Source organism: Dolichospermum heterosporum TAC447 (genome assembly GCF_024584745.1).
GTDB lineage: Bacteria > Cyanobacteriota > Cyanobacteriia > Cyanobacteriales > Nostocaceae > Dolichospermum > Dolichospermum heterosporum.
Window position 1 is genome coordinate 1,693,811 of record NZ_CP099464.1, and the last position, 23,575, is coordinate 1,717,385.

At 37.0% G+C, this 23,575-nt stretch carries 16 protein-coding genes and 1 pseudogene; 15 read left to right on the forward strand and 2 right to left on the reverse strand.

Annotated elements, in window-relative coordinates; genetic code table 11:
• Positions 1 to 53: 53 nt before the first annotated feature.
• The 8 genes from NG743_RS07695 (at position 54) to NG743_RS07730 (ending at position 10,116) form a co-directional block, all read left to right on the forward strand.
• Positions 54 to 836, forward strand: coding sequence for a Uma2 family endonuclease (locus NG743_RS07695; RefSeq protein ID WP_257121801.1), 783 nt, complete (start codon positions 54 to 56; stop codon positions 834 to 836).
• Between the two features lie 60 nt (positions 837 to 896).
• On the forward strand, positions 897 to 1,184 hold the full coding sequence (locus tag NG743_RS07700; protein ID WP_193963441.1) for a hypothetical protein: 288 nt from the start codon (positions 897 to 899) through the stop codon (positions 1,182 to 1,184).
• Positions 1,185 to 1,392: 208 nt separating this feature from the next.
• Positions 1,393 to 1,992: a Uma2 family endonuclease gene (locus tag NG743_RS07705; RefSeq protein ID WP_257122129.1), complete on the forward strand. Its 600-nt coding sequence runs from the start codon at positions 1,393 to 1,395 to the stop codon at positions 1,990 to 1,992.
• 244 nt (positions 1,993 to 2,236) lie between these two features.
• Complete coding sequence (locus NG743_RS07710; protein WP_027404152.1) at positions 2,237 to 3,043, forward strand: ABC transporter permease; 807 nt, start codon at positions 2,237 to 2,239, stop codon at positions 3,041 to 3,043.
• Positions 3,044 to 3,638: 595 nt separating this feature from the next.
• Positions 3,639 to 4,406, forward strand: coding sequence for a Uma2 family endonuclease (locus NG743_RS07715; protein WP_027404151.1), 768 nt, complete (start codon positions 3,639 to 3,641; stop codon positions 4,404 to 4,406).
• Between the two features lie 249 nt (positions 4,407 to 4,655).
• Positions 4,656 to 5,387: an ABC transporter ATP-binding protein gene (locus tag NG743_RS07720; RefSeq protein WP_257121802.1), complete on the forward strand. Its 732-nt coding sequence runs from the start codon at positions 4,656 to 4,658 to the stop codon at positions 5,385 to 5,387.
• 35 nt (positions 5,388 to 5,422) lie between these two features.
• The gene (locus NG743_RS07725; protein ID WP_257121803.1) at positions 5,423 to 6,763 is read left to right on the forward strand and encodes a class I SAM-dependent methyltransferase; all 1,341 of its coding nucleotides are present in this window, start codon (positions 5,423 to 5,425) and stop codon (positions 6,761 to 6,763) included.
• Positions 6,760 to 10,116 (forward strand): glycosyltransferase family 4 protein, encoded by a 3,357-nt coding sequence (locus tag NG743_RS07730; protein ID WP_257121804.1) that lies wholly within the window; start codon positions 6,760 to 6,762, stop codon positions 10,114 to 10,116. The genes NG743_RS07725 and NG743_RS07730 overlap by 4 nt, the downstream gene beginning before the upstream one ends.
• A 787-nt stretch (positions 10,117 to 10,903) precedes the next feature.
• Here NG743_RS07730 and NG743_RS27045 read toward each other — a convergent pair.
• Positions 10,904 to 12,381 (reverse strand): annotated as a pseudogene (locus NG743_RS27045) (IS1634 family transposase).
• Between the two features lie 235 nt (positions 12,382 to 12,616).
• Here NG743_RS27045 and NG743_RS07745 point away from each other — a divergent pair.
• Together NG743_RS07745 and NG743_RS07750 are read left to right on the forward strand one after the other, a co-directional pair.
• Positions 12,617 to 13,021 (forward strand): DUF4214 domain-containing protein, encoded by a 405-nt coding sequence (locus NG743_RS07745; RefSeq protein ID WP_257121807.1) that lies wholly within the window; start codon positions 12,617 to 12,619, stop codon positions 13,019 to 13,021.
• A 15-nt stretch (positions 13,022 to 13,036) separates the two neighbouring features.
• Complete coding sequence (locus tag NG743_RS07750; RefSeq protein WP_257121808.1) at positions 13,037 to 16,738, forward strand: DUF4214 domain-containing protein; 3,702 nt, start codon at positions 13,037 to 13,039, stop codon at positions 16,736 to 16,738.
• Positions 16,739 to 17,215: 477 nt separating this feature from the next.
• Here NG743_RS07750 and NG743_RS07755 read toward each other — a convergent pair whose 3' ends face one another.
• Positions 17,216 to 18,883, reverse strand: coding sequence for an IS1634 family transposase (locus NG743_RS07755; protein ID WP_257120501.1), 1,668 nt, complete (start codon positions 18,881 to 18,883; stop codon positions 17,216 to 17,218).
• A gap of 936 nt (positions 18,884 to 19,819) precedes the next feature.
• Between NG743_RS07755 and NG743_RS07760 the strand changes: the two genes are divergently transcribed.
• The 5 genes from NG743_RS07760 (at position 19,820) to NG743_RS07780 (ending at position 23,552) form a co-directional block, all read left to right on the forward strand.
• Positions 19,820 to 20,980, forward strand: coding sequence for a glycosyltransferase family 4 protein (locus NG743_RS07760; protein ID WP_257121809.1), 1,161 nt, complete (start codon positions 19,820 to 19,822; stop codon positions 20,978 to 20,980).
• Positions 20,981 to 20,985: 5 nt separating this feature from the next.
• On the forward strand, positions 20,986 to 22,065 hold the full coding sequence (locus tag NG743_RS07765) for a glycosyltransferase family 4 protein (protein WP_257121810.1): 1,080 nt from the start codon (positions 20,986 to 20,988) through the stop codon (positions 22,063 to 22,065).
• A gap of 203 nt (positions 22,066 to 22,268) precedes the next feature.
• Positions 22,269 to 22,616 carry a hypothetical protein gene (locus NG743_RS07770; protein ID WP_193964861.1) on the forward strand — a complete coding sequence of 116 codons (348 nt, stop codon included), beginning with the start codon at positions 22,269 to 22,271 and terminating at the stop codon, positions 22,614 to 22,616.
• Between the two features lie 196 nt (positions 22,617 to 22,812).
• Positions 22,813 to 23,229, forward strand: a complete 417-nt coding sequence (locus NG743_RS07775; protein ID WP_027404141.1) for a XisH family protein — start codon at positions 22,813 to 22,815, stop codon at positions 23,227 to 23,229.
• A complete protein-coding gene (locus NG743_RS07780) occupies positions 23,217 to 23,552 on the forward strand; it encodes a XisI protein (protein WP_027404140.1) in 336 nt (111 codons plus the stop codon). The genes NG743_RS07775 and NG743_RS07780 overlap by 13 nt, the downstream gene beginning before the upstream one ends.
• Positions 23,553 to 23,575: the final 23 nt, after the last annotated feature.

Sequence of the window (23,575 nt, forward strand, 5' to 3'; positions counted from 1 at the left end):
ACTCTGTTTTCAATGGTTTAAAATTAAATCAGTAAGCAAGTAGGTATACTCTTATGTTTGTTACAGCCCAACAGCTAGAACAACAAATGCCCGATGCGACTCGGTTATTAAGTGATGAGCCGGAAATGGAAAGTTCTTTACATTATATGCAGTTACTCATCCTAGTAACTAGCTTAGAGTGGTTATGGCGTGATCAAAATGATTTTTTTATTGGTGCAGATCTAAGTATTTATTTTAGTCGTCAACAGTTAAAAAATCGAGAATTTAGAGGTCCAGATTTCTTCCTAGTTAAAAATACAGAAAAACGTCCCCGCACTTCTTGGGTTGTCTGGGAGGAAGACGGGCGCTATCCCGATCTCATTATTGAATTACTGTCAGATAGCACAGCAAAAGTTGACCGCAATTTAAAAAAAGTTCTCTATGAAAGTCGCTTTCGTACCCCTGAATATTTCTGGTTTAGCCCGGAAAGTTTAGAATTTGTGGGTTTTAAACTGGTAGGCAGTCAATATCAAGAAATTGTTGCTAATAAACAGGGATTACTTTGGAGTGAAGTCCTGAATTTATATTTAGGTGTGGCAAATGGTAAACTCCGCTATTTTACATCTGAAGGTGAGTTAGTACCAACACCAGAAGAAGCAGCGACAAAGATCCAAAAGGAAGCTCTTGTTGCTCAAAATCAAGCCCTTGCAGCCGAACAGCAAGCTCAGGAAGCTCAAAATCAAGCCCTTGCAGCCGAACAGCAAGCTCAGGAAGCTCAAAATCAAGCCTTTGCAGCCGAACAACAGTTAGCAGGTGAAAGAGAGAAAGTACAAATTTTGGCAGCACGATTGCGATAGCGCAAGCGCTGACTTGTCAGTTCGCTGGGAATAGATCCTGATAGTTTAAGGTAAGTAAATATGTATCAATATAATCCACCCTTGTCGCCAAAAGAAACCATGCCGACAATGTATGATTTACCCAGTGAGTTAGTAGAAGAATCAGGATTGCCGGAGGAATTTCATTGTATTCAAGCAGATTTACTCAGTGAAACTTGTCAAACTGTCAATAGGGCTGAAAATGAACGTCAACGAGCAGATAAATTAGCAGAATATTGGCGATCGCTAGTACAAAACGGCATAAATAAACCAACCATTCTAAATCCTCCAAAAGCCTATACTGTCTTAATTTTGACTTTTGACTTTTGACTTCCGCCTTGCGATCGCTAGGCGTAAGTGAGTTGGCGTTAAAAATTGTCGTTATGGCAAAGCAAGAGGCAATGGGCAAGAGTAAAGAAGTTTTCGGCGATTTTACGTTTCTTTACACAGTTTGGTTTTATTGTGTTCACATACTTAGGGACTTCCAATTAAAAAAATCCCCAAAAGTTTCTTGTGGTGCGGGCCGAAAAGCCCGCTAATTACCAAGGACAGGCAGGATGCCCATCCCACAAAATTAGTTTTAAAACAGTACCTAGCAGGAAGACAAGCAACGGTACTCGCAAATCAATTTTTATACTATGCTCAAAGTTTTCCGAAATTAAGAGTAGCGCCAGATGTGATGGTAATTTTTGATGTGCCACCTGGGGGTAGAGATAATTATAAGGTTTGGGAAGAAGGTCAAGTTCCCCAAGTTGTCTTGGAAATGACTAGTGCCGGAACTCAAAGGCAGGATCAAGAGCAAAAGAAGTTATCGTATGAACAATTAGGGATTTTAGAATATTGGTTATTTGACCCGAAAGGAGAATGGATTAACAAAAAGTTACAGGGGTATCGTTTACAGGATGAGATTTATCAACCCATTACCGATAGTTTATCTCAGCCGTTGGGATTGCGTCTAGAAGTGGAAGGGGAGCTTTTAAGATTTTACCGTCTTGATACAGGTGATAAATTACTCATACCCACAGAATTGGCAGAAAAGGCTGAAAGTGAACGCCAACGGGCTGATGATGCGGAGGCTAAAGTAGCAATTTTGGCTCAACGGTTAAGGGAGTTAAGTATTGACTCTGATAGTTTGTAAGTAATTACCTGAGATAGATAAAATTTCACTTAGGAATCACCAAAAAATAAATTACCCAATTTTGTGGGATGGGCATCCTGCCTGTCCTTGGTAATTAGCGGGCAATTCGTCCCGCACCACAAGAAACTTTTGGGGATTTTTTTAATTGGAAGTCCCTTATCTGAAAATTAATCGTCAACAATTGCACTCGTATGGTATAGAATGCCAAAATGACTTTTTTCCGGTGTGTAATGGTGCTATAAGAATGACACTTTCCCTGAAAGATAATTTAAATTGGTTACAAGTGCAGCGTTATTGCGAACTCCTGCACGTCTTAGTTGGACGGACGCTGAAAGTCCGTTATCGGGGGTCTTTTCTGGGGGTTTATTGGTCATTATTGAACCCATTGATTATGACAGGGTTGTATACTGCCATCTTTGGTGCTACCTTTGCATCCTACTATGGTAACTCCATCATTAACTATATGCTGGCAGCGCTGACAGGACTGTTAGTAATTAATTTTTTCTCCGCTTGCACATCCCAAGCTTTAACCAGCGTGGTCGGCAATGGAGCATTATTAAATAAAATTCGCTTGCCGGTTAGTGTTTTTCCTGTATCAATGATTTCGTCCAATGTCTTTCAGTTTTCAGTGGGAGCATTTCCCTTACTAGCAATTATGACATTGCTTAATTCCAAAAGTCTCATCAATGTCATCGCTTTAGTATTTCCATTTTTAGCATTAATTTTAGTTTCTACAGGAGTCGGTTTTTTAGTCAGCGCTTTGTACGTATTTTTCAGGGATTTACCTTACTTTTATGAATTAGTAGTATTTGTAATTTGGATTAGCAGTCCGATCTTTTACCCAGCAGCTATTGTTCCCAAGCCGGTAAAACAGTTTTTAGGTTTGAACCCCTTATCCCCAATCATCGAAAGTCTCCGTCAGATTACATTATCAGGTTCTCCACCAGATTTAGGTCTGATTTGGGGGGCTTTACTGAGTGGCATCATTATTTTAGCCTTGGGATGGACTTGTTTTCACCTATGGCGGCATCAATTTATGGATTTGCTGTAAGAGGATGTTTTAAAAGTTTTTAATGTATAAACAAACCCCTCTCCAAACCTCTCCCCGAAGCGAGGAGAGGCTTTGAAACCCCCCTTCCCGGCCTTCGGCACGCTGCGCTAACGTAGGGAAGGGGGCAGGGGGGTTAGGTTTTTGGAGATTATCGGTTTCATCTAATACTTTTCAAACAACTTCTAAGAGGATGTTTTAAAAGTGGTAAGTAATGGGACAAAAATATTTACAGTCATTGCGAGGGAGGGGAAGCAATCACAACCCTGGCGATTGCTTCCCTTCACTTCGTTCCATATGGCTAACGCCACGCCACGCTAACGCAATGACATTGTGTAATTAATTCTGTCTCACTACTTATTCCGTAATTTTCATCACATTGCTACCCCCTTAGTCCCACCTTTACAAGGGGGGAAACAATAAAAATCCCTAACCCTCCCCTTTACAAGGGGAGGGTTAGGGAGGGGTAAAAAATATTTGATACATCAACCATAACTTTTCAAACACCCTCTAACATAGCTATCGTTTGGTAATTGCATAGACTAGAACCCGATAGTTTATAATCAACCAAAGATAGTAATTTATCCTAATAAAATCTATGGCTTTAACCGCACAAGAAATAGAAGCATTAATGCCAGACTGCACTGAACTACTCAGCGACGAACCAGAAATGGAAAGCTCCTTACACTATACACAACTATTAATATTAGTAACTTGTTTAGAATGGTTATGGCGTAATAGAGAAGATTTTTTTATCGGTGCAAATCTTAGCGTTTACTATAGCCGACAACAGTTAAAAAATCGAGACTTTAGAGGACCAGACTTTTTTCTTGTTAAAGATACGGAAAAACGTCCACGTCTTTCTTGGGTAATATGGGAAGAAGATGGTAAATATCCCAATGTAATAATTGAATTACTTTCTGATTCTACAGCGAAGGTAGATAAGGGATTGAAAAAACAGTTGTATCAAAATCAATTCCGCACCCCTGAGTATTTTTGGTTTTCCCCAAATACCTTAGAATTGGTAGGATGGCGATTAACAGACAGTGAGTATAAAACTATTCCAGCATCAGAAAATGCCTGGTATTGGAGTCAGGAGTTAGGTTTATATCTAGGGGTTTGGGAAGATAAGTTAAGATATTTTACTGTTGAAGGAAGATTAGTCCCTACACCAGAAGAAGCTAATTTAGAAGAAATGAGAAAAGCTGAGGTTGAATATCAAAGGGCTGAGGTTGAATATCAAAGGGCTGAATCTGAACGTCAAAAGGTTGAAGTTGAACGTCAGCGTGCTGATGACGCAGAGAATAAAGCAGCTATTTTAGCGCAAAAATTAAGGGAGTTAGGTATTGAACCCGATAGTTTATAAATCGCCGGGCTTTGCTTAATGGCATAATTATTTTAGCCTTGAGACAATACCTTGTCCATTTCCTGCTTTATTGGGTTAAGCGACAGCACAAACCAACGCTCATGTTGGGTTTTATGCTAATTGCTCCGCGAACGTTCACGTTCCACAACCCAATCTACAAATCAAGGCTTTTTTCCAATTTGGACAAGGTATTGCTTGAGATAGACTTGTTTTCACCTGTGGTGACATCAATTTATGGATTGGCTGTAAATGGAAGTAATACGTTTGGACAATGTTTCGCTGTGGAGAAGGACTCAAGAGGAATTTTCCTATGATTTAAAAAAAACGCTCCTATCTGTGGTAGAGGGTAAATATCGTCAACCTGCAAAGAAATTAGTTTTAGATAATATTGACTTGGTGGTTGCAAAAGGAGAAAAAATAGGTATAATTGGTGCTAACGGTTCAGGTAAGTCCACTCTGTTAAAGATAATTTCTGGGATTTTACAGCCTACCACTGGTACTGTCAGAGTCCGAGGTCAAGTTGCGCCTTTAATTGAATTAGGAGCAGGTTTTGATGCGGAAATCTCTGTGATGGACAATATCCTCCTTTATGGTGTATTGTTGGGTTTTTCTAGGGCTGAGATGAAAGCAAGAGCGCGTTCTATTTTGGAGTTTGCAGATTTGGAGGATTATGCTTTAGTCCCAGTCAAGGGTTTATCTTCCGGTATGGTGGCTCGCTTGGGGTTTTCTATTGCGACTGATGTACAGCCAGATATTTTGATTTTGGATGAGGTTTTGTCGGTGGGAGATGAGAGTTTTAAGAATAAGTGTAAGCAAAGAATGGATCAGTTTTGGGATGGTAATGCTACAGTGTTGGTTGTGTCCCATGATTTAGAGTTTGTGAAGCAGTGTTGTCAACGGGGAATATTCTTACAGAAAGGTAAAGTTATCTTTATTGGAGATGCAGATGAAGCTGTAAAATACTATTTTAAACAGATTTAGTTAAGTATTTTAATTGATTTTGAATATTTTGAACTATGATTGAAAAAAATAACCATGAAATTAATGTTGATGAGTTAATGGAGAAGATCCGTCAAGAGATCCTTAATCGTCAAAGTCACTCTCAGCAGATGCGAACAAAAGATAATGTAGATACAGGAAGTTTCACGTCAAATATTAGCTCAAGCATTGACTATATTGAATCTTTACTTAAAAATGCGGAATCTAGAGCTTGTATTCGGACAAAATGGCCTGAAAAACTTAATCGCTTTCCATTTAACTCAATATCAAAATTACCAAAATTTATTCTGAAAGCCATCAATTTTCTATTTAAAGATCAACGAGAAGTTAACTTTAATTTAATCCTTTCTTTAAAAGAATCTTTAAGGATTAATCACCAACTAATAGCGGAAATTAAAACTTTAAAGACACAAGTGGATGATTGCCTAGTTCCTGCGGATACTCGTTTTCAAGAGATAAATGAGTGTTTGAATATTGTAGATAACAGCATTCATGAACTTAATAAGCAACTGGTTGCTGTGGATAATCGCTACCAAGAGATAAATGAGCGTCATTTGAGAAATGACAGTTACCTCAAATATGATTTAATGCAGCAGAAGCGATTGATATCCTTATTTTTAGAAGAAGCGCGGCGGCGATTACCAGAACCTTTTAATCAAGAACAACTGCAAACCTTTTTCAATGAAGAGGAACATCTATTTGATGCATTCTACCTTGCCTTTGAAGACCATTTTAGAGGTAGTCGTGAGGATATTTTAAACAGATTAAAAGTATATCTTCCCTTGATTGAAAAAGCGAATATTGGTACACCAGACTCGCCTATTTTAGATGTCGGGTGTGGACGGGGTGAGTGGTTAGAATTACTAAAGGAATCTGGATATATCTCTAGGGGTTTAGACATCAACAGAGTTATGGTAGAGCAATGCCAGGCTAGAGGTTTGGAGGCAATAGAAGCAGATGTCATTAACTATTTGCAATCTTTACCAGAAAATAGTTTGGGCGCTATAACCGGATTTCATATTATTGAGCATCTGCCATTTAAAACATTAATGAGGTTATTTTCTGAAACAGTCAGGGTACTCAAACCCCAGGGATTAGTTATTTTTGAAACTCCAAATCCAGATAATGTGTTAGTGGGAAGTAATACCTTTTATTTAGATCCAACTCATATTAATCCATTACCTAGTGCCACAATCAAGTTTATGGCTGAAATGTTTGGTTTATATAATACTCAAGTGATCACACTGCATCCTTATCCAGAAAATGCCAAAGTTGATGGTCAAGGTATCGCTGAACGCTTTAATGATCTTTTCTATAGTTCACAGGATTATGCAATTGTAGGTTATAAATTATTATGAAACCAATAGGAATTCACCAATTTCATTCAGGTTCTGCCTATGGTGACGCTGTAACTAACGGGTTATTTCTCACCCAGAAGTTTCTTAGAGAACTAGGCTTTATATCTGAAATATATGTAGAGCATATTGCAAAGGAACTGAATAATAAGCTAAACCATTACAGCACTTATGTTGGTTCTCCAAACCAATTTTTGTTAATTCATCATTCTCTTGGCCATGATTTGATTGATTGGGTTCTTAGTCTTCCTGATATAAAAATACTGGTTTACCACAATATTACTCCGGCAAGTTTTTTTCCTGAAAACTCAGAGATTTACAAGTATTCGTTAATAGGACGAGAACAACTAAAGATTTTGAAAAATGCAGTGAGTGCTTCTATAGCTGATTCACTTTATAATGCACAAGAACTGATTTCATTAAATTACCCAAATATATCTACTATTCCTTTATTAATTGATGTTGAAAATATTAAAGATAAACCTTATAATCATAATATTGTCGATAGCAATTCGGAGATTTTCACTGTTATTTTTGTAGGGAGAGTATGTCAAAATAAATGCCAACATGATATTGTTGAGATATTTAAATATCTTGTAGAAAAGATAGAGCAGCCCATTCAACTTATTTTAATTGGCGGCTACAGCCTGGATGATCACTACTGTCAATCCCTTCAGGAAATAATTGCTCGATATAGACTTACAGACTTTGTAAAGATGGTCGGAAAAGTTTCTGACGAAGAACTTTATGGTTGGTATCGTGCAGCGGATGTATTTATATGTATGAGTGAACATGAAGGTTTTGGTGTTCCTCTAGTTGAGTCAATGGTTTTTGATGTTCCTGTTGTGGCTTATAAAAGCACAAATGTCCCGTATACCTTGGGACAAGGTGGAATATTATTTAACGAAAAAAGATTTCCAGAAATTGCTGCCTTAGTTAACTTAATAAGAAAGGATCGCCCTCTTCGCCGGAGAATATTAAAGAGTCAAAGGAGCAGATTAAAAGATTTCTCTCGCGATTGTTTAATATCCGACTTAGCAAAAGTATTGATAGACGTTGGAGTAGAAATTCCTCGCCCAGTAACTTTGACTGAAAATAAAACTGAGGAATTACACTTTCAAATTGAAGGACCTTTTGAGACGAATTATAGTTTAGCTATTGTTAATAGAGAATTGGGATTTGCCCTAGACGAGAAATTTCCTGGTCAGGTGGGTTTATTCCCCACTGAAGGATTTGGCGATTATACACCTGACACAACTGCTATTAATCAGGTAGAAGGATTGGACTTACTGTGGAAACGAAGCAAAAAAGGTTCGAGACCAGATGTAGTTATTCGTAACTTGTATCCACCCAGGGTGGTAGATATGGATGGCTTAATTAATCTACTTTATTTTGCATGGGAAGAATCGAATCTTTCTAAAGAATGGGTAGATTCATTCAACCAATGTCTTGACGGTCTTACAGTCCTTTCTAGTTTTGTTAAGAAAGTTCTAATAGATGCTGGGGTTTATGTACCAATTCAAATAGCAGGTTGCGGTATAGAGCAAGTTTTACGACAGAAGCCTCAAACCTATCATGGTTATATCGGAAAATCATTCCGATTCTTACACATCTCCTCTTGTTTTCCGCGGAAAGGTGTGGATGTACTATTGGAAGCCTATGTTAAGGTCTTTACCTCTGATGATGATGTCAGTTTGCTAATTAAAACTTTTCCGAATCCTCATAATGATATTCAGCAACAAATAGATAATTTAAAGGCAAACTACAAAAATATTCCCGAAATTATTTTAATAAATGAAGATATTCCAGTCGGCTGTATTGTAGATTTATATCGCCGTTGTCATACTCTGGTTGCACCTAGCCGGGGTGAAGGATTTGGTCTACCAATGGCTGAAGCAATGCTGTTTGATATCCCTGTAATTACCACAGGATTTGGAGGACAAACTGATTTCTGTAGCGATGAAACCGCTTGGCTAATTGACTTTCAATTCACAATCGCAAAAACTCATTTAAGCCAATTTAATTCTGTTTGGGTTGAACCTGATGTTAGGCATCTGGCTAAACTAATGAGAGAAATATATCAAGCTCCAAAGCAGCAGATTCAATCCAAGGTTGTAGCCGCAAAAGCTTTGATTCAAGATAAATTCACTTGGAAGACTTGTGCTGCAAGGATTGAAAATATGCTTGAAACTATTGAATCACAAAAGCTTTCCATGACGCGGAAAATAAAATTGGGATGGGTGAGTACATGGAATTCTAAGTGCGGTATTGCTGCTTATTCCAGTTATTTAATTAATGGCAGTATATCTGAGAAATTTGATGTCAAAATATTAGCCAGTCGCCAGGATTTGCCTGAGAGTAAAGATAGTGATAATGTCATCAGGTGTTGGGATGACTTTTCCAATCCAAATCTCAGTGATCTTGAGTCATGTATTGAAGCAGAGAAACTCGATGCTGTGGTTATACAATTTAATTTCGGATTCTTTGAACTAACTGCATTTGGTAATCTGCTGCTTAAGTTATCAGAACGTGGTATAATTACTATTGTTATGTTCCATTCCACAAGAGATGTCAATAAACATGATTTTAAGGCTTCTTTAGCAACAATTCACTATGAACTTTCTTTGGCAGATAGGTTACTAGTTCATAGTATTGCAGATTTAAATAGACTTAAAGATTTTCAACTGATCAGAAATACTGCACTTTTTCCCCACGGAGTTCAGTGTAGACAGTTTATAGATTCCATTCTTTTAAAGAAAAAGCTCAATATTTTCTTAAATAAGAAGGTAATTGCTACCTATGGCTTTTTACTTCCTAATAAAGGGGTTGAACAACTGATTAAGGCTTTTTCTATTATTAAAAACTCATATCCAGAAATGTCTTTGCTTTTAGTTAATGCTCTTTATCCAAATCCTGTTTCTCATGAACTTAAGGTTAGGTGCGAAAGACTTATATCTAGTCTTGGACTAACCAACAGTGTTGTAATGATTAATGAATATTTAGAAGATGAGGAATCACTATGTTTATTGGAATGTGCTGATATAATAGTCTTCCCATATCAAAACTCTAACGAATCTTCGAGCGCGGCTGTCAGATTTGGAATAGCCTCCAACAGATTAGTTTTATGTTCAAAACTGGAAATCTTTGAAGATGTAAAAGAAACTGTGCATTTTTTACCTGAGAGAGATCCTAATAGTATAGCCAGGGAGATTATAAACTTATTCAATACGCCGGAAATATTCAATAGTAAGCGGGAAATACAACAACAATGGCTGAAAGAACATTCTTGGCAAAAATTATCAGATAAACTTGCGGGTGTGATTCAAGCTCTAGTAAAAGATTCTCTTAATAAATGACTACCAAAAATTATAATTTTGCCTTGAAAATAACGATGTAGTTGGTAGTCCCTTATCTTATACGAATCTCTCTAAGAGTAAGCCACAAAATAAATGATCCTGTTTTGTCATGCTGAGTGTAGCGAAACGAAGCATCTCAATAGATTCTTCACTACACTTCGTTTCGTAATGCCTCTGGCACGCTGCACGAACAGAATGACATTGGGTATTTCTTTTTGTGGAGTTCTCTAATTGAAATTCGGCGTTGCTGAATCGAGGTATGAAATTCTCAAATTGAACCTTTAAAACTCTTACCTTTGCGTCAGACTAAAATTCATCCCCTTAATCAGCAACGCCTGAAATTCTTATTGCTCCTGATTAGACATCTCCAGAAATTAAATATGCGTGACCTGAAACCCTTGTAGAGACGTTCCATTCCATAGGTAGGGATTCTCGGCTCTACCGTCTTTTTTCGAGATGTCTATTGAGAATAGGTTTTGATGCCATTTTGGGCGATTCATGGTTGCTCAAATCTCTTTTTTGCCTCGGTAATTTCCCTCTGTGACAGTTGTGGGTGTGGAATGTGGGTTGAAAGCCTTGTTTTGTAAGCATTTTATTCAAAAACCAGGAAGAATCAGACTGATAACCGGATCAAAAATATCTAAACCAATGATACAAATGCAATTAAACGCAAATTGCTTATGCCACAGATGCTTTGTGTAGCGTATAGATAATTTTACTGTAAATCAGTAATCAGTTTTGTATTAAAACTCCCGGTTCGCCCATTTTTGCGAGAGTTAGAAGAATTCTACTCAGGAGTAAAAGATTGACCACTAAGCTGAGTATAAATAGTAGGGGGAAACCCAAGTAAAACAAGAATACGCTGCTGTAAAGGGGAAAGAGTAGTTAAATGAGTGTAGACTTCATTGTTAACCTCAATTAATATCAATGTGATTTCTTTAAATGCAGCAAGAAGCATTTCAGCAGTAGGACGTGCCGTTTTACGCTGAGGATTACCAGCATAAAGTCCAGCCAATTTTTCTTGATTTTTGTCAAGATGGCGACGAACCTGAAACTCTAAAAGAGTCAAAACTCGCAAACCAATTGAAAGTAGTCGGATCAAACCAGTAATATGGTCTTCACGTTGTAAATAAATTGGAGTTAAAGAAAGAGGAAAGCCTTTAAGTCGAGCAAATCCTCGTTCTGTCAAATACTCATCTCTATAAGCACGAACTGCTTGTTTCAAACTCAGGTTAGCGTCAGTTTCATTAGTGACATAAACTCGCCAGCCTAACAGTTGAACTTGTTGTTTTACCGCGTCTTCATTAATTTTAAAATCCAAATTAAAGGGAACTTCTTTTATTATTTGAGATTGACGTTCGCCATATTGTCTTTTAACTTTTTCAACTCGCTGAGTTTGAATATCAATTTCAAATAATCCCCCAGTCCGATAACGCTTGAGAATCTCAGCTACAGATAACTATAATTGATAGTTGTCAATTCTTGTTTTCCATCCCAAACTGGTTGCAGATATTCTCTTAATTTTTCTGTCGGTGTTTGCTTGGCATTTAAAGGACATAGATAAAAATCTCCCCCTGATACAATATGGGTTCTTGTCCCCATTGATGCCATTTTACAGTCCCCAATATACAGTAATCCTGGCTGTTTTAGCGTCGAACGGACTCTCTCAATTGCGGGGATATATAAAGGGTCATCTGCTTTTTCTCCCGATAATATTTCTGTTGCTATTGGCATTCCTAATGGGTCTAATGTTGATAGCATGATTTTGACTTGTGCCAAATCTGGACGATGGTCTTTGCTATGACCCCATTGAAATAGCCCTTCAGTATTCACCCCGCAATAACTTGAAGCTGTTGTACTATCCAGTCTTACCCGTTCTGGTTTGATATCATACACTTGCAACAAATTACTTCCCAGTTCTTCCTCAAACGCATACCAGTTCTCGTCACAGTTAAGGTAACGCAATACTGCTTCTAATCGGTCATCGGTTAGGTCAAGTTCGTTTAAGCTTTCACCAATCAATTTTTTCAATGTTTCTAACCGTTTACCAGCCCAGGCTTGAACTTGATTTAAACGGTGGTCTGCTTGCGATAAGATATGTGTTAACCAGATCACTGCTACATTCCCCAAGCTTTGTCCTCGCCAATTTCCATGGGTGGGGAAGTTTTTATCTATTAGCTTTTGTACACCCATCCGTTCTATCTGTGTGAGTAGTACGGGTATGTCATCTACTCGTTCGTTTGTAATTATGGATTCAGTTGCCATAACGTCGAACATATACTTACTTAGCTTATTTTGTATAACCTGTCCCTGATTATACTTTTATCTGCACATTTTTCCTAACTCCCTAAAAAATGGGCGAACCGGGAGTTAAAAATCATACTTTAGATAGATGAAAATGATATGGATTTCCTTTATGCTGTTGTCCGTATCTGTCTTTAGATAGATACAGTTTTTTGACTATTAATTCATTTTTATTTCGTGGAGTGAACGTAAAACTATGACAGTAGCAAGCATTAATTCAGTCCAGGGTCTTTTTATTACCCTTTTGAAAAGTCAAGCAGATACCAAAAATTTGGCTGATTTGACTTCCCAACTCGACAAAGGTGTCGCTATCACCAAAATCGCCACAGACCTAATTGATTCAGCAGAAGCGCAAAACCTATTTGGCAATTTAAGTAGTGGTGATTTCATAGACTACGTTTACAGTAATGCTTTCGGTCGAGTTCCTGACAGTGCTGGTAAGACTTACTGGACTGGAAAGTTAGGAACAACACCAGACTCAGCAAAAAAAGCCTCTGTCATTGCCGATATTATTAACTCTGCTGGTTCTGCTGATAAACAAGTTTTAAACAGCAGGGTTGATACCGCTAAAAACACCACTCATCAGTTGTCCGTCCAATAGCTTTATATTACATTTTTGGGGCGGGCGGCAGAAACAAGTGGTCGGGACTATTGGGTAGGACGTTTGAATAATGGTGCATCCATCGCTGATGTCACCAAAGATATTATCGCTTCAAAAGAGGCGCAGGATAAATATACTGGTTTAGTAAACAGTCAATTTGTTGAGCTAATTTATAGTAATGCCTTCGGTCGGTCAACAGACAAAGAAGGTTTAGATTACTGGGTTGGGACACTAAATAGTTCAACAAGAGCAGCAGTGGCACTGGAGATACTGAGTGCTGCTGGTAATGCAGATAGACAAACTTTGAACAATAAGGTGGATGTTGCTCAGGGAATTACTGACAATTTCCAAACACAGTTTGCTTTAACCAAGGAAACTGACAACCTTACAGGTACAAATGGCAAGGATTTGTTCACAGGCGACAATGGTAACGACTTCTTTGCCACTGTCCAACCTGGGGATAGAATTGACGGGGGTGCTGGTATTGATACCTTAAAATACTCCTACAGCAAGGGAATATTGCCTACTCTCCTCAATGTTGAAAAGGTAGAGTTGATTAATTTACTGAGTCCAGTAATTGACTTCAGCCCCGCTGCTGGTTCGGGTCTGGAGGAAGTCACCCTCAAATTTGACCCATTATTATTTGGTTCCACCGTCACTGGACTACGAGATATTAAGCTTGGTATTGACAACGTTACTAACGACAACAGTATCACTGGTAATTTTGGTAATGGAACAACTGCAAGTGTTTCCCTGACAGATTCTACACTGAATACACTCACCATTCAAGGTGATAAAGTCGCTACCATTAACCTTGCTCTGGAAAGTGAGTTTACAGATGGGGTTAATAGAATTGCGACCCTAACTATTCCAACTCTATCTTCTAGTGCTACCGGAAGAACACTGAATATTACTGGAGATGCTGGACTAGCTGGCACAGACATTAATAATCCCAACAGTTCTACAACGGTAGCTTTAAACTTAAATACTTCAAATCCTGATGCAGTAACAACTGTAAATGCGAAAGAAAACACTGGTGGTGTGAAATTGTCCTTTACGGATCAAGGTAAGGTTAATTTCACAGGCGGTAAGGGTAATGATAGTGTTGGGTTTGCATTCGCCCAATTTGACGATAAAAGTATAGTTGACGGTGGTGACGGCAAGGATACGGTGAGATTTACTGGTGCTAACATTGATGCTACTACAGCCGCCGCAGTTACTGCTATCAACGGTGTTAAAAACGTTGAGGTCTTAGGCTTTGAAACTCCCACAGTCACAGTGGATGCAACTAAGATTACTGCTGTTAAAGAGTATGATTTCCTAGCCAATACTGTCAATCTCAGCGGTGCAGCTACAGGTACTACAGGTAACAAATTCACCTTGAATAATAGATTTAACGCTAACGCTGTTACTTTAAACTTGATAGGAAAGGGTCAAAGTGCCGATTTAACATTGAAAGGAAAAGTTCAAACCCTGAATCTAAACTCTAACGCGGGTACTGACACTGGGACTGAGAAAAATGAGATCACCAACCTGACTACAGATTTTGCTGGGTTAGCTGGTCCCCCTGCGATTCCCGCATTAACAGTTAATGTCACAGGTAACAAAGAACTGAAAATCGCCTCCCCCATCCTCCCAAGCAACGCAGTCCAAGGCGTTACTATTAGTGCAGGCGCATTTACTGCAAAACTAGAGGCTACTGGTACTGATCAAGACGACACCTTCACAGGTGGTACTGTTGATAACATCTTTAATGGACGTAGTGGTACTAACACCTTCAATGCTGGTGCCGGCAAGAATAACTTTACAGGTGGTAAGGATAAGGACACCTTTAACTTTACCTTTGCCGATTTTAACGCTGATGATAAAGTTGATGGCGGTGACGGCATAGATACGGTGAGATTTACTGGTGCTAACATTGACATTAGTGCAGCCGCCGCAGTTACTAACATCAATGCTTTTAAAGGCGTTGAGGTCTTAGGCTTTGGACAACCAGGCAATGCAGTAAATAATGTCACAGTAGATGCAACTAAGATTACTGCTGTTAAAGAGTATGATTTCCTAGCCAATACTGTCACTCTCAGTGGTGCAGCTACAGGTAACAAATTCACCTTGAATAATTTTGGAGCTAACACTTTAAACTTGACAGGAAAGGGTCAAAGTGCCGATTTAACATTGAAAGGAAGTGTTCAAACCCTGAATCTAAGCTCTAACAAGGGTACTGACACTGGGACTGAGAAAAATGAGATCACCAACCTGACTACAGATTTTGCTGGGTTAGCTGCGATTCCTGCATTAACCGTTAATGTCACAGGTGACAAAGAACTGAAAATCGCCTCCCCCGTCCTCCCAAGCAACGCAGTCCAAGGTGTTACTATTAATGCAGGCGCATTTACTGCAAAACTAGAGGCTACTGGTACTGATCTGGATGATATATTCACAGGTGGTACTGTTGATAACATCTTTAATGGACGTAGTGGTAATAACACCTTCACTGCTGGTGCCGGCAAGAATAACTTTACAGGTGGTAAGGATAAGGACACCTTTAACTTTACCTTTGCCGATTTTAACGCTGATGATAAAGTTGATGGCGGTGATGGCATAGATACATTGCAGTTCACTGGTGCTGTAACCGTAACTAAAACTGATGAAGCTAAAATTATCAACGATGCCGCCAAACTTATTGAAGTGTTAAGTTTGAATACTGGTACAGTAGATGTTGCGAAGATTACTGCTGTTAAAGAGTATGAAATTGGTGGTGCTAATGCTAACGTCACTGTTATCGGTGCAACGGAAAGTAATAAGTTCACTGTATTGACTAACGTTAGTACTCTGAATCTTAGCGGGGTAGCACAGAAAGTTGATTTGACATTAAAGGGTGCAGCAGTTCAAACCCTAAATTTACAATCCAGCAAAGGAGATGCTGATCCTGTTCCATTTAATACAGTAACTCAACTCAAAGCGGATGGTAACCTGAATTTAACAATTCAGTGGGCTGGTGCTAACCAAGATAGAGATCTCGTACTGGCTGCCCCGACCCTTAAGGAAGGTTCAGTTTTTAATCTTAATGCAACTGCCTTTACTGCCAAGTTAACTGCTACTGGCGGTGCTGGTAATGACACCTTAACAGGTGGTGCTGGTAATGACACCTTAACAGGTGGTGATGGTAATGACACCTTAACAGGTGGTGCTGGTAATGACACCTTAACAGGTGGTGCTGGTAATGACACCTTAACAGGTGGTGCTAGTAATGACACCTTAACAGGTGGTGATGGTAATGACACCTTAACAGGTGGTGCTGGTAGTGACACTTTAACAGGTGGTGCTGGTAATGACATCTTCGGCTATGCCGCATTGACCGATTCTAATGCAGGTACTTTGACAGGTGCAATAACCTTCGATACTATCACTGACTTCAACAAAGGACAGGATAAAATCAGCGTTGTTGGACTAGGATTTAATGCTGCTACTGCTTTATTTAATGCACAAGAAAAAGTTAACGCAACAAATGAAACAGAAATTAACGCTGCGGTTTTAACCGCTGCTGCTGGTGCAATTGGTGTGAGTAAATTAGGTACTTTTGTTTTAGGAGGTAGCACATATATCCTTGGTAATGACGCTGCTGCTGCAATTACTGGAAATGACCTACTGGTTAAACTTACTGGTGATTTCAGTGGTACCTCAATTCTGGCTACTACAGACTTCATATATGCCTAATTGCAGGCTATGGAGTGGTTGAATTAAATACAATCACCACCATCATGCAAAGGATATCTTTTCCATAGTTTTCTGTAGGGGGCATAATACTTTTATGCCCTTTTTTGTTTTGATACAGCACTTTGTGTAACGGTTTCGTACAAAACAAAATCCTATAATCTTTGTTCCATAAATCTTTTAGCCCACATTCCGCAGATGTGACCTAGATTATTGGGATTTTTGAAAAATTTCAGCCAGGAAAATTTTATCTACCTAATTTTCTGGTTGAGTTTAACTTTATTTGCCAAAAAATAGAACATATTAAGTAACTTCATTTTACGAGGTTTTAAAATATATTCTCTCTCTATATTGAATTAGTAATTTCGGGTAAAATAAACATGACAATTACAGCTAAGAATATTTACATCCTCGCTAAAAATTTCTATTTACTAATTTTACCCTTGAACTATCTACATCTTTTTGTTCAAATAAACCACATCAAATAATTAGATAATATTTACTACAACTCTTTCCTAAATACCTGACAATCTTTTCACGTTCCTCTGTAAAATTGCTCATTTGTTTTTGTCCATTTATGACTACCAAATGTACAGCTTGAAACATCTGAAATACCCACCTCATTGTCGGTTTATTTGTGATTTTATTGACTTGATTTCTAATCCCGTCATCGAATTTAGCTAATTCTTGCCTTAACTTTCTTTGTGCAAGATTATAGACTAACAAACACAATCCCATAATCATTGCTATTGCTTCTACTCTTTCAGGAGTTTTGACAAATACGCTGGATGTAAAAAACAAGGGGTCTTTCAAAAATCTAAATCCTCTTTCGTTAGATTGTTGGGATTTATATTCTTCTAATACTTGCTCATCACTCAATTCATTTTTATCTAAGATATTTGTTGCTAATATAAATCTCCCTGCTTTAATTTTTTCAGTTTCTATTACTTCTTCTCTCGTTTCTATTTGACTTTTAACTTGATATTTTATTTGACTTGGTTCGGTCAATTTACTTGGTCTACCTGCTGTTTTATATTCAGATTTTTTTAAATACTCAATTTCTTTTATTTGGTGATATTTCCAGGATTTTGATAGCTTTTCTATTGCTACTTTTGCGTCTGCTTGACAAGCAAATTCTTGCCTGGATAGTTGACTGAGTGCGGCTTTTGCTTTTGATTCTTGTTTTTTGACTTGTTTTTCTACCTGTTGGATACTTGATTTTTTTCTTAATTCACTTTCGACGATTATCCATCTTTGTTTTATGTCTGCATATTCTGATTCTTTGGCTGCTATTTTATAGCCTGATATTTGACTATCTTTCCATTCTGATTCTTTTATATCTACGATTTTATTTTTTGCTTCCTTGATACTTAGTGGTACTCTTGTTATCCATTTCAATTCTCTCATTGCTGCTAAGTTTTCTGCTGTATATAAGGCACTATCTGCTACACTTATGCCCTCAAATGTCCATTGTTTTTTAAATTCTTTTAATCTTTCTACGAATACACTTTTATCATCTACGTTTCCTGAGTCTACTTTTAAATATAATGGGATATCTCCATCTCCTGTTACTATCATGTCTATGATAAATTGTTTGAGGTCTGGTCTTTTATCTCTTGAGTATCCATGAACTATTTCTATTCCTTTCATCTCTGGTTCTCTTTCTATTTTATTCTCTCCTGTTTCTTGCTTTGTTTCATCTCTTTCTTCGCTTTCTTTTTTGTACTCTCCTTCTACACTCATTGAAGTCCCATCTAAATGAATACTATCCATTTCTACTTTGAATTTATGGGCTGCTTTTATGGCTACTGCTGTAAATATTTTTGTTGTTCCTATTTGATGATATTTGTCTAGTTCTCTTCCTAGTTTGTCATCGTTTAAATGTGATGGTAATACTCCTTCTCCTATTAAATGTTCTGTTGGTTTTCCTACAAAAAATTCCTCAAATAGATATAATGGGGCGCTTAAAAAGCCCAATCCATTTAAGATCATTGCTTTTATTACTTGTCCTGGGTTGAGGGTTTCTTTTGTTTTTATTCCAACTATTTTATTCACTTCTTCTACTAATTCCATCTCGTCTATTATTCCCGCTACTATTCCTAAATGGTCTATATTTAGGATTTCCATGGCTTTTTTTGACTCTTTCATGGTTTCCCCCCTCTCTATTTGATTACACTATTTTAACAAATAAAAGCCTGAAATCTTTGCTCGGCAATCTTTTCAGGCTTTACTTTCTCTAAATTTTTAATTCCTAAATTTGCTTTAGTATCTGCGGAATGTGGGTTTTAGATAAGTAATTGGACAAAAATATTTACAGTCATTGCGAGCGAAGGGAAGCAATCACAACCCTTGCGATTGCTTCATTTCACTTCGTTCCATATGGCTAACGCCACGCAACGCTTACGCAATGACATTGTGTAATTAATTTTGTCTCACTACTTATTTAGGTGTGGTACTTTTAAAAGAAAAGTGCTGTAATGACAATACCTTGTCCAAAGCGGTCTTTTCTGACCCAGGTTGGGACAGTCTACCACTTCCTCTAACATATACTAAACACGGGTGAGATTTAAACTTTTGCCAAATGACAAAGAACCCAGATGTGTAGGGGTAAAGCAAAAGCTTAATGGTGTCAACTTAACGCAAAATCTTCATCCCGCAAGGAACTCAAGTTCCTTGCTAATAGCGAAAGTCATCTAAAAGATGACTAAATACTAGGAAAATTCATTAGTCCGTTTTAACGGACTTGAGCTATGAGACAGGGAATTTATTCCCTGGCGGGTGTGGAAGCCAAACAAATAAGCCATCTGTAACCTAAGTTGACACCAATGAGCAGTGCTAAACCTCCACGTTTAGAATCAAACAATCAAGCCGTTTTGAGTATAGCTTTTATTTTGCTGAATTATTAATAGAAATTTTGGTAAAATTACCCTTAAGGGAACACCAAAAAATAAATTACCCAATTTTGTGGGATGGGCATCCTGCCCGTCCTTGATGATTAGCGGGCAAGATGCCCGCACCACAAGAAATTTTTGGGTATTTTTTTGATTGGAAGTCCCTAAGTAAAAATGATTTATAATTTGTTCAATGTTTAAAGTTATTATTGATGTTACTCCAATTGATTCTCAGCCCAGTGGTGTGGGTTTATATGTTTTTAATTTAGTAGAAGCTTTGTCTAAATTAGAACATACAGAATCTTTTGAATTAGGATTAGCTTATCAACCTGGATTAAAAAATTGGTTAAAAGGAAAATTAAATTTCCCAGATAATCTTCAGCCTTATTCAAATATTTATCAGATTCCTATACCTGTTCGTCTTTCTAATCTTTTCTTAGATTATTTACCTCAAATTTTTCCTCATTATCTTCAACCAATTTTAGGAAAACCTAATGTTTTTCATGGAACTAATTATACCGTTTATCCTTATAAAAATATTCAGAAAATTATTACTATTTATGATTTAAGTTTTATCCGATATCCAGAATATACTAATTTTGTGGTAAAACAATATACAAAAAGATTAATTAAATGCCTTGAATGGACAGATTTAATTATTACTATTTCCGAAAGTTCTAAACAAGATATTATTAATTATTTGAAAGTTCCAGCAGAAAAAATTTTTGTTACGCCCCTTGCTAGTCGGTATAATGCTAACTTTTTATCTAGTTTAGATTTAGATAAGGAAGTTGATAATATAAATTATGATTTCTCTAAACCTTATCTTTTATTTGTTAGTACCATAGAACCTAGAAAAAATATTAATGCCATCATATCAGCATTTAATTTTTTAAAACAGAAATATAAAGTAGAACATCAATTAGTATTAATTGGTAAAAAAGGATGGAACTATCAACCTATATTTACAGCAATTGAAACCTCACCTTGGAAAAACGAAATACATCATCTTGACTACTTATCTAATGAATTAGTAGCATTATTTTATTCAAAAGCTGACGTTTTCCTGTATCCTTCTCATTATGAAGGATTCGGTTTACCAGTTTTAGAAGCAATGACTTTAGGTACTCCTGTCATTACATCTAATATTTCTTCAATTCCCGAAGTTACAGGAAATGCAGCTATACTAATTGATCCTAATGATTATATGCAATTAGCTGAAGCTATGCTACAAGTAATTAGCGATTCTCAGCTACGACAAAACTTGATTAATAAAGGAAAAATAAGAGCAGATTTATTTTCCTGGGAAAGAACAGCAAAAGAAACTTTAAAAGCTTATAAAAGTATTATTTAATAAATATGGTAGATTCTAATCAATTAATCATTAACTTATCCATTCTTTTCTCTCAACCAACAGGTATAAGCAACTATGCTAAAAATCTTTTCCCTTATTTAAAATCTCTTAATCCTACACTATTAACAGCAGAAAATTATCCTGATTTTAACTGCTACCCAGTTCCAAATAATCTTACTCCTGCGGACGGTACAAAAGGACATCTACGCCGTTTATTGTGGACACAATTCCAATTACCAAAAATCTATCAAAACCTCAAATCCCAACTTTTATTTTCCCCTATTCCCGAAGCACCTTTATATACTAATTGTCGGTTTGTTGTTACAGCATTTGATATGATACCACTGCGGTTTCCTAAACGCTTTTCACCATTGACGACATACCATAAATACTATACTCCTGAAGTTTTTAAACAAGCAGAACATATTATTTGTATATCAGAATCAACAGCCAATGATATCACCCAATTTTACCAAATTCCTAGTAATAAAATTACACCAATTCTCTTGGCGGGAGATAACTCACATTTCCAATTTTTGAACCTCCCTACCCGCAATTACTTCCTTTATATCGGTCGTCAAGACCCTTACAAAAACCTCCAAAGACTAATTACCGCTTTTTCCGCATTACCTCACAAAAATGATTATGAACTATGGTTAGCAGGACCTTATGATCAACGTTACTCCCCATTATTAGAAATACAAACTCAAGAATTAGGAATCAATCATCTTGTTAAATTCCTTAATTATGTATCATACAACGAATTACCAACAATTATTAATCAAGCAATTGCGTTAGTTTTTCCAACTCTGTGGGAAGGTTTTGGTTTACCTGTTCTCGAAGCAATGGCTTGTGGTACACCAGTTATTACCTCTAATATTTCCTCAATTCCAGAAGTTGCGGGAGATGCTGCTATTTTAATTAATCCCTATAATCCAGCAGAGATTACAGCAGCAATGCAAGCAATTATTCATGATTCAGAATTGAGAAAACAACTTTCAGAAAAAGGACTAAAAAGAGCAAATCAATTTAGTTGGGAAAAAACCGGACTGGCTACAGTTGAAGTTTTAAAAGAATATCTTTGATCGTAGCAGAGTAGCAGATCCCCGACTTCTTAAAGAAGTCGGGGATCTTCTTGTTCTTCAAATGTCCTTTATTTGATCATACTTATTTCCTTAATTTCTCTACTCGCAATCACTTTCTATACATCGGTTATCAATATCTTCAAAGACTAATTACCGTTTTTTAAAAGTTATAATTTTATAGAACTCATGAGAAAAATAGAGCAATGACAGAAAAAACCATCTCAGCAGAGCTAGATATAGAAACAGCAGAGCGAATTAGTGCATTATCACAAATGGAAAATCGCTCAACATCCCAAATAGCCAGTGCTGCAATCAAGCTAGGAGCTATGTTACCTCATAATGCTTGGTCAGCACTCTTACAGTTAAATGGGGTTGCTTCTGAAGCACAGTGGCAAGAAATTAGTCAAGAAATTACAAGAGTTTTATTGCATCACCAATACAACCTCGCTCAACAAAGAATTGCCCAAAATATAGATCAAAAGTGGTTAAATTCCTTAGAAACTGAAGATGATATACTCTATGCTTCAGTTGAGTTAACTCGTGATGTCTAATCCTTTACGCTTACGTCTCTATAATCTTTATAATAAAAAAGCAAATAAAAGTTATATAGAATTATTTGAACAAAATTCTTCTGTCAGGATCACTTCTCACCTTCAAATGATATAATAAAATTATGATGAACTAGGAGAAGAAAGAAAACTAAATCTTGAAATACAGATAATTTTAACTCATATTCACACAAAAACAATGGCAAAAGATGTTTTCCATCAACAGGTAAAAAATGCTTTAATAAAAGAAGGATGGAATATTACCCATGACCCCTTAACCATTCGCATTAGTGAAGCAGTCAAACTCCAAATTGATTTAGCAGCAGAAACTACTATAGCTGCAGAAAGGGACTCAGAAAAAATTGCTGTAGAAATTAAAAGCTTTATTGGAGATTCAGATATCAGTAGTTTCCATACAGCATTAGGTCAATATCTTAACTATAGCCAAGCACTTGAAGAACAAGAACCAAACCGAATTGTTTACTTAGCCATCCCTTTTGAGACTTATTATGACTTTTTTCAACTTCCATTTATTCAACGAATGCTACAGCGATATCAAGTCAAGCTGATGATTTATGATCCCAAACAGGAGGAAGTTCGACAATGGATAAAATAGAAAAGTATAGACAATTTATCACACAAATTTTAACAGAACACGCCCAGATTTGTACCACAAATGATCCAGTCAAAGCACAACTAATATTTGATAGGGAACATGACCATTATCAACTCAATTATATCGGATGGCAAGGCGATAAACGAGTGTTTGGACCAGTGATGCACTTTGACATTGAAGACGGCAAAATTTGGATTCAGTACAACGGAACCGAAGAATCTATAGCTGAAAGATTAGTGCAAATGGGTGTACCAAATTCAGATATTGTCCTTGGTTTTCATTCTGCTTTTAAACGGCAATTTACACCTTATGCAGTGCAGTAAGAGGTCTTATGCACTAAAAATGA